The sequence below is a fragment of the Massilia sp. LjRoot122 genome (assembly GCF_964252725.1).
Classification (GTDB): domain Bacteria; phylum Pseudomonadota; class Gammaproteobacteria; order Burkholderiales; family Burkholderiaceae_D; genus Telluria.
This window is the reverse complement of record NZ_CAXUPB020000001.1, coordinates 1,984,974-1,998,888: the sequence shown is the minus strand read 5'-3', so window position 1 is coordinate 1,998,888 and position 13,915 is coordinate 1,984,974. Positions and strand designations below refer to the sequence as shown.

The window sequence follows — 13,915 nt, the reverse complement described above, 5'->3', positions numbered from 1 at the left end:
CCTCCTTTATTGAGAATCCTGATCATCATAATCAAGCTTCATCGGTTTTCCAAATAAAGATCACAGGGCACACTGGCGTCATCCATTAGAAAACAGGAGACCGCCATGCATCAACCCGCCTCCACGCCTTCCGTCATCATCGCCGGCGCCGGCATCGGCGGCATCGCCGCGGCGCTGTCGCTGTCGCAGCTCGGCCTGCAGGTGACCGTGCTCGAGCAGGCCCCCGAGCTGGGCGAAATCGGCGCCGGACTGCAGCTCGGCCCGAACGCCTTTGCCGCGCTCGACGCCCTCGGCGCCGGCGAGCGGGTACGCGAACACGCGGTGTTCACCGAGCGCCTGGTCATGATGGACGCGGTCGATTGCGGCACCGTCGCCAGCTTCGACGTGGGCGAGGCCTTCCGCGCGCGCTTCGGCAACCCGTATGCGGTGATCCACCGCGCCGACATCCACACCGCCATCCTGGAACAGGTGCGCGGCATTCCGAACATCGAGTTGGTGACCTCCTGCCGGATCGAGACGATCGAGCAGGACGCAGACGGGGTGACCGTCACCGCCGCCGACGGCCGCCGCTTCCAGGCCGGCTACCTGGTCGGCTGCGACGGCGTGAAGTCGGTGGCGCGCGAGGCGGTGGTCGGCGACGGCGTGCGTGTCTCCGGCCATGTGGTCTACCGCGCCGTGGTGCCGGTGGCCGACATGCCCGAGGAGCTGCGCATGAACGCCCCGGTGGTCTGGGCCGGACCGAACTGCCACCTGGTGCACTACCCGCTGCGCGGCGGCCAGCAGTACAACCTGGTCGTCACCTTCCACAGCCGGGAACAGGAAAGCTGGGGCGTGACCGAAGGCAGCGAGGAGGAAGTGCTGTCCTATTTCACCGGCATCGCCGCGCTGCCGCGCCAGCTGCTACACCTGCCGTCGAGCTGGCGCCGCTGGAGCACGGCCGACCGCGATCCGGTCGACAACTGGACTCGCGGCCGCGTCACGCTGCTCGGCGACGCCGCCCACCCGATGATGCAGTACCTGGCCCAGGGCGCCTGCATGGCGCTCGAGGATGCCGTCACCCTCGGCGCGGCCGTGCGCCACTGCGGCTACGACATGGAAGCCGCGTTCGCGCTGTACCAGCGCTCGCGCATTACCCGGACCGCCCGCGTGGTGCTGTCGGTGCGCGAAATGGGCCGCCTGTACCACGCCGCCGGCGTCGAGCGCCTGGTGCGCAACGACATGTGGAAAGGCCGCAGCGCCGCCGGCTTCTACGAGGCCCTGGCCTGGCTGTACGACTGGCATGCCGCCGACTGCCTGGCCCTCGATACCGACGCCCACTGACACTCAGGAGACCCGAACATGAACAACGATCTGCAGCAAGCGCGCCGCGCCCTTTACCAGGACATGCAGGCCCTGCACCTGTCGCCGCTGTGGGAGTCGCTGCACACGCTGGTGCCGCGCCAGCCCACGCCCGGCTACGATGCCATGCTGTGGCGCTACCGGGATATCTTGCCGCACCTGAAGCGCGCCGGCGAAGTGATCTCGGCCGAGGAAGCCGTGCGCCGCGTGCTGATCCTGGAAAACCCGGCGCTCAAGGGCAGCGCTTCGATCACGCGTTCGCTGTACGCCGGACTGCAGCTGATCCTGCCGGGCGAAATCGCACCGGCCCACCGCCACACCCAGTCGGCGCTGCGCTTCATCGTCGAGGGCAAGGGCGCCTACACGGCGGTCGATGGCGAGCGCACCATGATGCATCCCGGCGACTTCATCCTCACGCCGGCCTGGGCCTGGCACGACCACGGCAACCCGGGCATCGACGGCGTCAGCGAGCCGGTGGTCTGGCTGGACGGGCTCGATATCCCGACGATCCGCTTCTTCAGCAGCGGCTTCGCGGAAAACGGCGACAGCGCCAGCCAGCCGATCGCGCGCCCCGAGGGCCGCAGTTTCGCGGCCTACGGCCATAACATGGTGCCGGTACGCCAACTGCACGCAGGCAGCAGCTCGCCGATCTTCAACTATCCCTATGAGCGCTCGCGCGAGGCGCTCGAGACCCTGCGCCGCCAGGAAGAGATCGACGCCTGGCTCGGCGTCAAGCTGCGCTACGTGAACCCGCTGACGGGCGGCGCGCCGATGCCGACCATCGGCGCCTGTATGCAGCTGGTGCCGGCGGGTTTCCGCGGCCTGCCCCACCGCAGCACCGACGGCAGCGTCTACAGCGTGGTCGAAGGCCATGGCGTGGCCATCATCGGCGGGCGCCGTTTCGAGTTCGCGCCGCGCGACACCTTCGTCGTTCCGTCCTGGTCCACCCTGGCCTTCGAGACCAGCGAAGACGCCGTGCTGTTCAGTTTTTCCGACCGCCCGGTACTGCAGGCGATCGGCCAGCTGCGCGAAGAATTCCTCCCTGAATGAACAAATTTTGCAGAAAGCGACCATGAACGACAACTTCATCATCCCGGCCCAGGCCATCGTCGGCCTTCCCGTCAACGGCAGCGATGCGCTGTTCCCGGTGCGCCGCATCTACTGCGTCGGCCGCAACTATGCCGCGCACGCGCGCGAAATGGGTTTCGATCCGGACCGTGAACCGCCCTTCTTCTTCTGCAAGCCCAACGACGCCGAATCGGTGGTGCCGGTGCCGGCAGGGACCAGCGTCGCCCTGCCCTATCCTCCGCGCACCGAGAACTACCATTACGAGATCGAACTGGTGGTCGCGATCGGCAAGGGCGGGCGCGACATCGCGGTCGAGGACGCCGCCGCCCACATCTTCGGCTATGCGGTCGGCCTGGACATGACCCGGCGCGACCTGCAGATGCGCATGCGCGAACAGGGCCGCCCTTGGGAGATCGGCAAGGCCTTCGATTATTCCGCGCCGATCGGGCCCATCACCCGGATCGCCGACAGCGGTCCGCTCGATGCCGGCGCGATTGCCCTGAGCGTCGACGGCAAGACCGTGCAGAGCAGCGACCTGTCGAAACTCATCTGGAGCGTGAGCGAAACCATCGCCCAGCTCTCGACCCTGTTCGAGCTGCGTCCGGGCGACCTGATCATGACCGGTACGCCGGAAGGCGTGGGCGCGGTGCTGCCCGGCCAGCGCATGGTCGGCACGGTAGCGGGCCTGACGCCGATCGACATCGACATCATCTGATCCCCACCATGAAGCTGCATACTTTTTTTCGTAGTTCCGCGTCCTACCGGGTGCGCATTGCCCTGAACCTGAAGGGCCTGCGGGCCGACCACGCCCATGTGCACCTGTCGAAGAACGGGGGCGAACAGTTCGGTCCGGCCTTCGATGCGCTTAATCCCCAGCACCTGCTCCCCGTGCTCGAGGACGACGGCCTGGTGCTGCCCCAGTCCCTGGCCATCATCGAATACCTCGACGAGACGCAGCCGGCCGTTCCGCTGCTGCCGGCCGATGCGCCCGGCCGCGCCCGCGTGCGGGCGCTCTCGCAAGCGATCGCCTGCGATCTCCACCCGCTGAACAACCTGCGCGTGCTGAAGTACCTGAGCGGGGAGCTGGGCCTCTCGGACGAGCAGAAGAACGCCTGGTATCGGCACTGGGTCGCCGTGGGCCTGGGCGCACTGGAACGGCAGCTGACGCACAGCCCGGACACGGGCCTGTTCTGCCATGGCGATACACCCACCATGGCCGACTGCTGCCTGGTGCCGCAGCTCTACAACGCACGCCGATTCGATTGCGACCTGTCGCCCTACCCGACCATCCTCGCCATCGGCGCGCGCTGCGAAGCGCTGGCGGAGTTTGCGAACGCGCAGCCGGAAGCACAGCCCGATGCGCACTGACCAGATGGCCAGCACCTCGCTGCTGGAACAATACGGACCGCGTGAATCAATGGAATACGACGTGGTCATCGTCGGCGGCGGCCCTGCCGGCCTGTCGGCCGCGATCCGCCTGAAGCAGCTGGCGGCCGAGCAAGGTCGGGAGGTGTCTGTCTGCGTGCTCGAAAAAGGCGGCGAGCTGGGCGCCCACATCCTGTCCGGCGCGGTCATGGACCCGATCGCCCTGAACGAGCTGATCCCGGACTGGAAGGAAAAAGGCGCGCCGCTGAATACCGCGGTCACCGAAGACCAGGTGCTGTTCCTCACCGAGACGAAGGCGATCCGCACGCCGAACTTCATGGTCCCGAAGATGCTGACCAACCACGGCAACTACGTGATCTCGCTGGCCAACGTCACGCGCTGGCTCGGCCAGCAGGCCGAAGCGCTGGGCGTCGAGATCTTCCCGGGCTTCCCGGCGGCCGAAGTGCTGTACAACGAGGACGGCTCGGTCAAGGGTGTCGCCACCGGCAACATGGGTGTCAAGCGCGACGGCGAGCCGGGTTCGGACTTCCAGCTCGGCATGGAGCTGCACGCCAAGTACACGCTGTTCGCGGAAGGCTCGCGCGGCCACCTCGGCAAGCAGCTGATGGCCAAGTACGACCTGAACAAGGGCAAGGACCCGCAGACCTACGGCATCGGCATCAAGGAACTGTGGGAAATCGATCCAGCCAAGCACAAGCCCGGCCTGGTGATCCACACCGCCGGCTGGCCGCTGGATAACAGCACCTATGGCGGCTCCTTCCTGTACCACCTGGAGAACAACCAGGTGGCGGTCGGCTTCGTGGTGGGCCTGGCTTACCAGAACCCCTACCTGTCGCCCTACGAGGAATTCCAGCGCTACAAGACGCACCCGGCGATCCGCCACTTCTTCGAAGGCGGCAAGCGCATCTCCTATGGTGCGCGCGCCATCACCGCAGGGGGTCTGCAATCCCTGCCGAAGACCGTGTTCCCGGGCGGCGCGCTGATCGGCTGCGATGCCGGCTTCCTGAACACCAGCCGCATCAAGGGCAGCCACGCCGCGATCAAGACCGGCATGCTGGCCGCGGAAAGCGCCTTCGCGGCGCTCGGCGAAGGCCGCCAGCACGACGAGCTGGCGTCCTACCCGGCCGCTTTCGAGAAGTCCTGGCTGCACGAAGAGCTGCACGTGGCGCGCAACTTCAAGCCCTGGATGTCGAAGGGCCTGTACCTCGGGACCATCATGACCGGCATCGACCAGATGGTCTTCCGCGGCAAGGCGCCGTGGACCCTGCGTCATAAGCACGCCGACCACGAGTGCCTCAAACCCGCCTCGCAGTTCCAGCCGATCGCCTACCCGAAGCCGGACGGCAAGCTGACCTTCGACCGCCTGTCCTCGGTGTTCATCTCGAACACCAACCACAGCGAAGACCAGCCGGTGCACCTGACCCTCAAGAACCCTGGCATCCCGGTGGACGTCAACCTGGCCAAGTACGCGGGTCCGGAGCAGCGCTACTGCCCGGCCGGCGTCTACGAGTTCGTGAAGCTAGATGATGGCAAGGACCGCCTGCAGATCAACGCGCAGAACTGCGTGCACTGCAAGACCTGCGACATCAAGGATCCGACCCAGAACATCGTGTGGGTGACGCCGGAAGGCGGCGGCGGCCCGAACTACCCGAACATGTAGGGACCCTCAACGTACGCTTTCTTATTCCAATACGTGAGCGATTTGCCAGGAGACGGCATGCGGGAGGATGCCTTGCATGGTGCTGCCGTCGTTGGCGGCATCGCTGCGGCATACGCCGGATAGCGCGCTTGCCTGCTGGAGCTCCTGGACAAGCGCGGTCACAGTGGCGACGGCTTGGTCGGAGCTTCCTTTCCCAGGCATCGTCGTCCAGGTCGCGCCGAGGCGTGGCGGGGACGGGACATGCAGTCCCAGCACCTCGCCGCGCCGCCTCGTGAAGCCGGCAAGATGGTCGACGTCGGAAGCCGAGCTACAGGTGACCAGGATCGCGCCTGGCTTGACGACCTGATCCAGCCGGCCAAACAATTTTTCCTTAACACCGATGTCTGTGGACACGGCCTCGATCACCAGATCACAGTCCTTGAGGTGGTGGAAGTTGATCGTGCCGGCCAGGAGCGCCATGCGCCTGTCGCCACAGGCCACGTCAGGTGCGCCGTGCCGCAAGACCGCGAGCCCCTCGTCGAGTGAGCTGCGTTCGACATCGAAGATCGTTACCGGAATGTCCGCCTCCAGCAACTGCATGGCGATGCCGACCCCGATCGTGCTTGCGCCGAGGATGCCGACCCGCTTGATCGCTGGCGGCGCGAGACCCACTTGAACTTCATGATTGACTATACTCATCCGCTTTCCTTCGATACTTGATTTCGTAGCTGAGCCTGCATCGTCGAAATCGCATCCGGCGAGCAGGCCCCAGGATGAGCAATCCGTCAGAACTGGTTCATGGTGTTGTGTTTGCCGGAAGCCTTCAAGGCTGCTTCGCCGCTGAAGTATTCCTTGTGGTCGTCACCCAGATCCGAACCCGACATGTTCTGGTGCTTGACGCAGGCGATGCCCTGGCGGATCTCCTTGCGCTGGACACCGGCCACATAGCCCAGCATGCCCTGCTCGCCGAAATAGTCCTTGGCCAGGTTGTCGGTCGACAGCGCGGCGGTGTGGTAGGTCGGCAGCGTGATCAGGTGGTGAAAGATGCCCGCTTCGCGCGCGGCGTCGGCCTGGAAGGTGCGGATCCGCTCGTCGGCCTCGCGTGCCAGTTCCGAATCATCGTACTCGGCACTCATCAGCTGGGAGCGCTCGTAGGCGGACATATCGGCGCCTTCGGCCTTCATGCTGTCGAAGACCTGTTGGCGGAAGTTCAGGGTCCAGTTGAACGAAGGGCTGTTGTTGTACACCAGCTTGGCGTCGGGGATGACCTTGCGGATTTCCTTCACCATGCCGCCAATCTGGGCGATATGCGGCTTCTCGGTTTCGATCCACAGCAGGTCGGCGCCGTTTTGCAGGGAAGTGATGCAATCGAGTACGCAGCGCGCTTCGCCGCTGCCTTCCCGGAACTGGAACAGGTTGCTGGGCAGGCGCTTGGGGCGCAGCAGCTTGCCGTCGCGCTTGATGACCACGTCGCCGTTGGCCATCGCATCAGGTGTAATCTCTTCCGCGTCCAGGAAACTGTTGTATTGGTCGCCCAGGTCGCCCGGCTCACGGGTGTAGGCGATCTGCTTGGTCAGGCCGGCGCCCAGCGAGTCGGTGCGTGCCACGATGAGTCCGTCGTCCACGCCCAGTTCGAGGAAGGCGTAGCGCACCGCCCGGATCTTTGCCAGGAAATCTTCATGCGGCACCGTGACCTTGCCGTCCTGGTGGCCGCACTGCTTCTCGTCCGACACCTGATTCTCGATCTGGATGCAGCAGGCACCGGCTTCGATCATCTGCTTGGCCATCAGGTAGGTAGCCTCGGCATTGCCGAAGCCGGCATCGATGTCGGCGATGATCGGCACGACATGGGTGACGAAATTGTCGATCTTGTCCTGGATCGCCGCGCGCGCCGCGCCTTCGGCGCTATCGAGCTGGCGGTACAGCCCGCCCAGCTCACGCGCGTCCGCCTGGCGCAGGAAGGTGTACAGCTCCTTGATCAGGGCGGCCACGGCGGTCTTCTCGTGCATCGACTGGTCCGGCAGCGGGCCGAACTCCGAACGCAGGGCGGCGATCATCCAGCCCGACAGGTAAAGGTAGCGGCGCTCGGTACTGTTGAAGTGCTTTTTAATCGAGATCATCTTTTGCTGGCCGATGAAGCCATGCCAGCATCCCAGCGACTGCGTGTATTTGGAAGGATCAGCGTCATAGGCCGCCATGTCGCGGCGCATGATGCCGGCGGTATAACGGGCGATGTCGAGACCGGTCCGGAACCGGTTTTGCGCGCGCATGCGGGCTGCGGATTCGGCATTGATGGCATCCCAGCCCTTGCCGTGCTGCTGTTTGAGGCTGTCGATGGACTGGATATCGTTCTGGTACTGGGACATGCTGACTCTCCGTAGTAGGTAATCGAAACCTGTTGCGTCCGGCGCGGTGTGCGTCGGACTGCAATCACATGAGAACATCATAAGCCCGGCACGACGCAAGTCTTCTGTCTTATATAAGACATTGAAGAAAAATATTTAGCTTCCAGATCAATAACTTACGGAGTTCGTTTCGCTATGAGAAATGACGTCCTGCGCAACGGGATTGCGGCATGATGAGTCGCCGCACGAAATTCCACGATGCGAAATCGCATGCGGACGGGTGAAATCAGCGGTGCGTACGTGCATCTGTCGCACCGGGCGATGCAAGCACTTGATGAACCAGCCCAGTGCCGGCTAGATGCCAAAGCAAACGGGCCCTGAAAGGGCCCGTGCTTGAAGGATACTGAGGCGAGGACAGGAATCGAACCTGTCTCGACGGCTTTGCAGGCCGCTGCATGACCTCTTTGCTACCTCGCCAGAACCTATGTTGCACCAAGGGCTGCGTTCGTTTGTGTGCTGGCGCAAGGAACAGTGCGGCGAGGGCGCTTTACTCCGCGGTGAGCTGGCGCGACCCGGGCCGGAAAAGCAAACGGGCCCCGACAGGGCCCGTGCTTGAAGGATTCTGGAGGCGAGGACGGGAGTCGAACCCGTCTAGACGGCTTTGCAGGCCGCTGCATAACCGCTTTGCTACCTCGCCAGATTTTATCTTAGCTGAGCTGACCCGGCCGGTTATGTGCCGTATCAACCGAGAAGACAATATCTTCTCTGAATTTGGAGCGGGAGAAGAGTCTCGAACTCTCGACCTCAACCTTGGCAAGGTTGCGCTCTACCAACTGAGCTACTCCCGCTTAGGAGTGTTACCTGTGTAAAACCTTTGGAGCGGGAGAAGAGTCTCGAACTCTCGACCTCAACCTTGGCAAGGTTGCGCTCTACCAACTGAGCTACTCCCGCTTAGGAGTCTTACTATCTTTACTGCATGCTGCCCCAGTTAAACTGGAGCGGGAGAAGAGTCTCGAACTCTCGACCTCAACCTTGGCAAGGTTGCGCTCTACCAACTGAGCTACTCCCGCATTCAGAACAACGATTATCGCAGAACTTTGACATTTTTTCAAGATTGCTCAATCGTGCAATCTGGAAAAACTGGAGCGGGAGAAGAGTCTCGAACTCTCGACCTCAACCTTGGCAAGGTTGCGCTCTACCAACTGAGCTACTCCCGCTTTGTCTTTCATTCTGCTGCGTTGTCGTCGCAACAGGCAGGCATTATAGAGATTCTATTCCGTACGTCAAGGATGACACCGAACATTTCTTACAAGCTTCCGGCTTTCTCTTTAATCAGCGGCCAGGCGCGGCGCAGGTAGTAGAACATCGACCAGACCGTCAGCACGCCGGCCAGCCACAGGAAGTACTCGCCCCAGTAGTGGGTGTCGATGCCGAGGATCACGTCATGGAACAGCAGCATCGGGATGGCCGTCATCTGGGCGGCGGTCTTGATCTTGCCGAGCGAGCTCACGGCGACTGACTTGGTGGCGCCGATCTGGGCCATCCATTCGCGCAGCGCGGAGATGGTGATCTCGCGGCCGATGATGATGAAGGCGATGATGGCGTTCACGCGGTCCAGCTGCACCAGCACCAGCAGCGCGCCGGCCACCATCAGCTTGTCGGCGACCGGATCGAGGAAGGCGCCGAAGGCCGAGGTCTCGTTCCAGCGCCGCGCCAGGTAGCCGTCCAGCCAGTCGGTGATGGCGGCGACGATGAACACCAGGGTCGCCGCCAGGTTGCGGTCGGCCAGCGGGAGCCAGTGGGTGGGGAGATAGAAGACGCCTACAACCAGGGGAATCAGTGCTACACGTAACCAGGTCAGGAGAATCGGGATGTTGAAAGGCATAGGGAAAACGCTGATTACGGGAATGAAAAGTTTGGGCGACAGTCTACATGGGTATTGCGAAATGGACTAGGTAACTCGTCTGTATGCGCGGCGCAGCCCAAAAGAAAACCGGGGCACGCAGCCCCGGTCCAATTACTCAGTGCAGCTGCCGGTAAATCTCCTCCGCCAGCGTACTCGAGATGCCCTCCACCGACATCAGGTCTTCCACGCTGGCGTCGATCACCCCGCGCAGGCCGCCGAAGCGCGCCAGCAGGCGCTGGCGGCGCTTGGCGCCGATGCCCTCGATCTCCTCCAGCCTGGACGCCTGGCGGGCCTTGGCGCGCTTGGCGCGCATGCCGGTGATGGCGAAGCGGTGCGCCTCGTCGCGGATCATGGCCACCAGCATCAGCGCGGCCGATTCCTTGCCCAGTTCCTGGGGTGCGCGGCCGTCGGCGAAGATCAGGGTCTCGAGGCCCACGCGGCGCCCCTCCCCCTTGGCCACGCCGACGATCATCGAGATGGAAAGGCCCAGCTCCTCGAACACCTGGCGCGCCATCTCGACCTGGCCCTTGCCGCCGTCGACCAGCACGATGTCCGGCATGATGCCGTCGCCGTTGGCCACCTTTTCGTAGCGGCGCTGCAGCACCTGGCGCATCGCGGCGTAGTCGTCGCCCGGCGTGATGCCGTTGATGTTGAAGCGGCGGTACTCGCCGTTCTGCATCTGGTGGTGATGGAACACCACGCAGGAGGCCTGGGTCGCCTCGCCGCCCGTGTGGCTGATGTCGAAGCATTCGATGCGCAGCTCGTCCAGCGTTTCGGCATCGAGGGCGAGGACCTCGGCCAGCGCACGCGTGCGGGCCTGCTGCGAGCCCTGCTCCGACAGCAGGCGCGCCAGCGAGATCTCGGCGTTCTTGCAGGCCAGCTCCAGCCACTGGCGGCGCTGCCCCTGCGGCTGGAAGATCAGGTTGATGCGGTGGCCGCACTGCTCGGACAGCGCCACGATCAGGTCCGGCTGGTCGAACTCGATGTTCAGGATCAGCGTGCCCGGAATGAACTGGCCGGCGTAGTGCTGGGCCAGGAAGGCGCACAGCACCTCGACCTCGATCGGGCATTCGCCCAGCGACTCACCGACGTGGGTCGGGAAGTAGGCGCGGTCCCCCAGGTGGCGGCCGCCGCGCACCATCGCCAGGTTGACGCAGGCGCGGCCGCCCTGCACCACCACAGCGATCACGTCGACGTCGGCGTCGCCCGTGGTTTCCATGCTCTGCGCGTGCAGCACCTTCGACAGGGCCTGGATCTGGTTGCGCACCGCGGCGGCCTGCTCGAATTTCAGCTCCATCGCATACGACTGCATCTTTTGCTCGAGGTCTTCCAGCACCTCGCTCTGGCGTCCGCGCAGGAAGCGCGCGGCATTGTCGACGTCGCGCTGGTAGTCCTCGGGCGTGATCAGGTCGACGCAGGGCGCGCTGCAGCGGCCGATCTGGTGCAGCAGGCAGGGACGCGTGCGATTGCTGTACACGCTATCCTCGCAGGTACGCAGCAGGAAGACCCGCTGCAGCAGCTGGATCGATTCCTTGGCCGCCCAGGCGCTCGGGAAAGGACCGAAGTACTGGTTCTTCTTGTCCAGCGCGCCGCGATAGTAGCCCAGGCGCGGCGCCTCGCCGCCCGAGATCTTGATGTAGGGGTAGGACTTGTCGTCGCGGAACAGGATGTTGTAGCGGGGCTTGAGCGACTTGATCAGGTTGTTTTCCAGGATCAGTGCTTCGGCCTCGCTGTTGGTCACCGTCGTTTCCAGTTTCGCGATCTGCCCCACCATCATCGCGATGCGCGGGCTCGACAGGGTCTTCTGGAAGTAGCTGGAGACGCGGTTCTTGAGGTTGCGCGCCTTGCCGACGTAGAGCACGTTGCCGTTGGCGTCGAAATAGCGGTACACGCCCGGCAGCAGGGGCAGCTTCGCGACCGTGGCCAGCACCTGCTCGCGCGCCGCGTTGTCCGGCTTGACCGGTTCGCGCGCATCGCCCTCCAGGGTCGCCTTGAGTTCTTCCTTCATGGCCTGCCAGCCGTCCGGACGCGGACGCGGGGCCGCCGGTGTCTCGGCCTTGGCCTTGGGCTTGCGGGTGCGCGCGGGCTTGTCGGCGACGGGCGCCGGCGCCGGCATGGCCGCACCGGCCGTCGCGACGTATGCCACGGGGGCCTCCGCTGCTTCGGGGGGCTGCTTGTCTTCGGGTTTTGCTTCGGACATCACTCTGCCATGGTGTCGCCCAGCGCCTGGGTCACGATGACGAAGGCGACCCCGTAGTCGGCTTCATCGCTGATCGTCACCTGGGCGCTGAGCCGGTAATCTTGCATGAATTGTTCGAGGGCGCCGCTGCAGACGACGATCGGCTTGCCGGTCGACGCGTTCAGCACCTGCATCGAGCGCCAGGTCATGGGCATGCGCATGCCCAGCCCGATCGCCTTCGAGAACGCCTCCTTGGCCGAGAACCGGGTGGCCAGGAAGCGCAGGCCGCGCACCGGGTTCTTCGCGCTGCGGGCATGGTATTTTTCCAGTTCCTGCGGGCCGAGGATCTTCTCGGCGAAACGCGGGCCGCTGCGTGCGAGGGCGGCCTCGACGCGGGAAATCTGGACGATGTCGGTGCCGATGCCGTAGATCATGCCTGCCCCCTGTTTTTCAAGTGCGGTAAGTGGTACCCAGGCGCGCCGCCACCATGATGGCCTTCATCTCGCGCACCGCGTTCTCCCAGCCGACGAACAGGGCATGGGCGACGATCGCATGGCCGATGTTCAGCTCGTGGATGTCGGCGATCGCCGCGATTGGCTGCACGTTGGTGTAATGCAGGCCGTGGCCCGCGTTGACGCGCAGGCCGCGCGTGGCGCCCGCATGCACGCCGAGCTTGATGCGCTCGATCTCGCGCAGGGCCTCATCGCCTTCGGCTTCGGCATAGCGGCCGGTGTGTAGCTCGATCACGGTGGCGCCGACCGCCGCCGCGGCTTCGATCTGGCGCTCGTCGGCGTCGATGAACAGCGAGACGCGGATGCCCTCGCGTTTGAGCTGCTGCACCGCCGCTTCCACCTCATTGTAGTAGCGGATCACGTCGAGGCCGCCTTCGGTGGTGACTTCCTCGCGCCGTTCCGGCACCAGGCACACGTCCTGCGGTTTCACCCGGCAGGCGAAGTCGATCATCTCGCGCGTGACGGCCGCTTCCAGGTTCATGCGGGTGGCCAGCTGCGGGCGCAGGGCGACCACGTCGGCGTCCTTGATGTGGCGGCGGTCTTCGCGCAGGTGCAGGGTGATCAGGTCGGCGCCGGCCTGCTCGGCCAGCAGCGCGGCGCGGATCGGGTCCGGATAGGTGGTGCCGCGGGCATTGCGCACGGTGGCGACGTGGTCGATGTTGACGCCCAGGTCTAGACCCAAGCCGGTTGGTTGCAAAAAGCTCATCTGTATTCTCTTTATAGCTGCATCAGGTCGATCAGAATCTGGCGCGTGTTCAGCGGCGCGCCGCCCAGGTGGTGCGCCAGCAGGAAGCGCATCAGCTGCTTGCTCTGGGCCTGCGTGACGGGGTCGCTGTAATCCTCGCGCTCCATGTCGAGCAGGGTCTTGCCGAGGACGACCGGCCAGACGTCGGCCGGCACGGCTTCGCGTGCGCCCTTTTCCGGGTCCACCACGTAGTCGCGCGCCGGGTCGACCGGACCGCGCGTCGTCGTGCTGCGGCCCAGGTCGGCCGCGACCCCTGTTTCCTTAAGTAAGGCCCGTTCGAACTTTCGCAAGACGATCGGCGGCGGTTCGCCATGGGCCAGCTGGTTCAGGGTGGAGACGTAGTGGTCGAACAGGGCTGGATGCTTGTCGTCGCGCGCGATCAGCTTCACCAGCAACTCGTTCAGGTAGAAGCCGCACAGCAGTGCCGTGCGCTCCAGCGGCAGCATGCCGCCGACCCACTCGGCGTCGATCAGGGTGCGCAGCTCGGACTTGCCGCTGAAGGACACCGACAACGGCTGGAAGGTCTGCAGCACCCCGCGCAGCTTCGACAGCGGACGCTTGGCGCCCTTCGCGACCACGCCCACGCGGCCGTAGTCGCGCGTGAACATGTCCACGATCAGGCTGGTTTCCTTGTAGGGATAGCTGTGCAGGACGAAGCCGGGCTGGCCCGTCACGCGGGTGTCGCGCAGCGGCGGACGGCTGCGCTTGGCCGCTACCGGCGCAGTCTTGTCGGACTGCTGCTCCGGCGTATCGATGAGGTCGTCGTGGGCGGGCATGTGCTGGGGACGGCCTCCGCT

12 protein-coding genes and 6 tRNA genes are annotated in these 13,915 nt (G+C 64.6%); 5 read left to right on the top strand and 13 right to left on the bottom strand.

The window, feature by feature from the left end; all coding sequences use genetic code 11:
- Positions 1-105: 105 nt before the first annotated feature.
- From ACSQ25_RS08905 to ACSQ25_RS08885, 5 genes are read left to right on the top strand one after another with little or no spacing between them, the layout of a single operon-like run.
- The gene (locus ACSQ25_RS08905; RefSeq protein ID WP_436105329.1) at positions 106-1,320 is read left to right on the top strand and encodes a 3-hydroxybenzoate 6-monooxygenase; all 1,215 of its coding nucleotides are present in this window, start codon (positions 106-108) and stop codon (positions 1,318-1,320) included.
- Between the two features lie 18 nt (positions 1,321-1,338).
- Positions 1,339-2,388, top strand: a complete 1,050-nt coding sequence (gene gtdA / locus ACSQ25_RS08900) for a gentisate 1,2-dioxygenase (RefSeq protein WP_436105328.1) — start codon at positions 1,339-1,341, stop codon at positions 2,386-2,388.
- Positions 2,389-2,410: 22 nt separating this feature from the next.
- Entirely contained in the window at positions 2,411-3,121 is a 711-nt protein-coding gene (locus ACSQ25_RS08895; RefSeq protein ID WP_436105327.1) for a fumarylacetoacetate hydrolase family protein, read from the top strand.
- A gap of 8 nt (positions 3,122-3,129) precedes the next feature.
- A complete protein-coding gene (gene maiA, locus ACSQ25_RS08890) occupies positions 3,130-3,774 on the top strand; it encodes a maleylacetoacetate isomerase (RefSeq protein WP_436105326.1) in 645 nt (214 codons plus the stop codon).
- Positions 3,775-3,823: 49 nt separating this feature from the next.
- Entirely contained in the window at positions 3,824-5,452 is a 1,629-nt protein-coding gene (locus ACSQ25_RS08885; RefSeq protein WP_436108042.1) for an electron transfer flavoprotein-ubiquinone oxidoreductase, read from the top strand.
- 21 nt (positions 5,453-5,473) lie between these two features.
- Here ACSQ25_RS08885 and ACSQ25_RS08880 read toward each other — a convergent pair whose 3' ends face one another.
- From ACSQ25_RS08880 to recO, 13 genes are all read right to left on the bottom strand, one after another.
- The gene (locus ACSQ25_RS08880) at positions 5,474-6,130 is read right to left on the bottom strand and encodes a 3-hydroxyacyl-CoA dehydrogenase family protein (RefSeq protein WP_436105325.1); all 657 of its coding nucleotides are present in this window, start codon (positions 6,128-6,130) and stop codon (positions 5,474-5,476) included.
- Positions 6,131-6,216: 86 nt separating this feature from the next.
- Positions 6,217-7,797, bottom strand: coding sequence for an isocitrate lyase (locus tag ACSQ25_RS08875; protein WP_436105324.1), 1,581 nt, complete (start codon positions 7,795-7,797; stop codon positions 6,217-6,219).
- A 385-nt stretch (positions 7,798-8,182) separates the two neighbouring features.
- A tRNA-Cys gene (locus ACSQ25_RS08870) sits at positions 8,183-8,253 on the bottom strand.
- 146 nt (positions 8,254-8,399) lie between these two features.
- Positions 8,400-8,473, bottom strand: a tRNA-Cys gene (locus ACSQ25_RS08865).
- A gap of 75 nt (positions 8,474-8,548) precedes the next feature.
- Positions 8,549-8,624 (bottom strand) — tRNA-Gly (locus tag ACSQ25_RS08860).
- A gap of 27 nt (positions 8,625-8,651) precedes the next feature.
- A tRNA-Gly gene (locus ACSQ25_RS08855) sits at positions 8,652-8,727 on the bottom strand.
- 43 nt (positions 8,728-8,770) lie between these two features.
- Positions 8,771-8,846: transfer RNA gene (locus ACSQ25_RS08850), tRNA-Gly, on the bottom strand.
- A 71-nt stretch (positions 8,847-8,917) separates the two neighbouring features.
- Positions 8,918-8,993 (bottom strand) — tRNA-Gly (locus ACSQ25_RS08845).
- Positions 8,994-9,082: 89 nt separating this feature from the next.
- Complete coding sequence (gene pgsA, locus ACSQ25_RS08840; RefSeq protein ID WP_436105323.1) at positions 9,083-9,661, bottom strand: CDP-diacylglycerol--glycerol-3-phosphate 3-phosphatidyltransferase; 579 nt, start codon at positions 9,659-9,661, stop codon at positions 9,083-9,085.
- A gap of 136 nt (positions 9,662-9,797) precedes the next feature.
- Positions 9,798-11,798, bottom strand: a complete 2,001-nt coding sequence (gene uvrC / locus ACSQ25_RS08835) for an excinuclease ABC subunit UvrC (protein WP_436108041.1) — start codon at positions 11,796-11,798, stop codon at positions 9,798-9,800.
- 83 nt (positions 11,799-11,881) lie between these two features.
- On the bottom strand, positions 11,882-12,295 hold the full coding sequence (gene acpS, locus ACSQ25_RS08830; RefSeq protein WP_436105322.1) for a holo-ACP synthase: 414 nt from the start codon (positions 12,293-12,295) through the stop codon (positions 11,882-11,884).
- A 16-nt stretch (positions 12,296-12,311) separates the two neighbouring features.
- The gene (locus tag ACSQ25_RS08825; protein ID WP_436105321.1) at positions 12,312-13,079 is read right to left on the bottom strand and encodes a pyridoxine 5'-phosphate synthase; all 768 of its coding nucleotides are present in this window, start codon (positions 13,077-13,079) and stop codon (positions 12,312-12,314) included.
- Positions 13,080-13,090: 11 nt separating this feature from the next.
- On the bottom strand, positions 13,091-13,894 hold the full coding sequence (gene recO / locus ACSQ25_RS08820; protein WP_436105320.1) for a DNA repair protein RecO: 804 nt from the start codon (positions 13,892-13,894) through the stop codon (positions 13,091-13,093).
- Between the last annotated feature and the right edge of the window lie 21 nt (positions 13,895-13,915).

Excerpts from the sequence above, each read along its gene's own strand:
- ACSQ25_RS08905 (WP_436105329.1), top strand. The coding sequence starts at position 106 with ATGCATCAACCCGCCTCCACGCCTTCCGTCATCATCGCCGGCGCCGGC.
- ACSQ25_RS08825 (WP_436105321.1), bottom strand. The coding sequence starts at position 13,079 with ATGAGCTTTTTGCAACCAACCGGCTTGGGTCTAGACCTGGGCGTCAAC.
- recO (WP_436105320.1), bottom strand. The coding sequence starts at position 13,894 with ATGCCCGCCCACGACGACCTCATCGATACGCCGGAGCAGCAGTCCGAC.
- acpS (WP_436105322.1), bottom strand. The coding sequence starts at position 12,295 with ATGATCTACGGCATCGGCACCGACATCGTCCAGATTTCCCGCGTCGAG.
- gtdA (WP_436105328.1), top strand. The coding sequence starts at position 1,339 with ATGAACAACGATCTGCAGCAAGCGCGCCGCGCCCTTTACCAGGACATG.
- ACSQ25_RS08880 (WP_436105325.1), bottom strand. The coding sequence starts at position 6,130 with ATGAGTATAGTCAATCATGAAGTTCAAGTGGGTCTCGCGCCGCCAGCG.
- ACSQ25_RS08895 (WP_436105327.1), top strand. The coding sequence starts at position 2,411 with ATGAACGACAACTTCATCATCCCGGCCCAGGCCATCGTCGGCCTTCCC.
- maiA (WP_436105326.1), top strand. The coding sequence starts at position 3,130 with ATGAAGCTGCATACTTTTTTTCGTAGTTCCGCGTCCTACCGGGTGCGC.
- ACSQ25_RS08885 (WP_436108042.1), top strand. The coding sequence starts at position 3,824 with ATGGAATACGACGTGGTCATCGTCGGCGGCGGCCCTGCCGGCCTGTCG.
- pgsA (WP_436105323.1), bottom strand. The coding sequence starts at position 9,661 with ATGCCTTTCAACATCCCGATTCTCCTGACCTGGTTACGTGTAGCACTG.
- uvrC (WP_436108041.1), bottom strand. The coding sequence starts at position 11,798 with ATGCCGGCGCCGGCGCCCGTCGCCGACAAGCCCGCGCGCACCCGCAAG.
- ACSQ25_RS08875 (WP_436105324.1), bottom strand. The coding sequence starts at position 7,797 with ATGTCCCAGTACCAGAACGATATCCAGTCCATCGACAGCCTCAAACAG.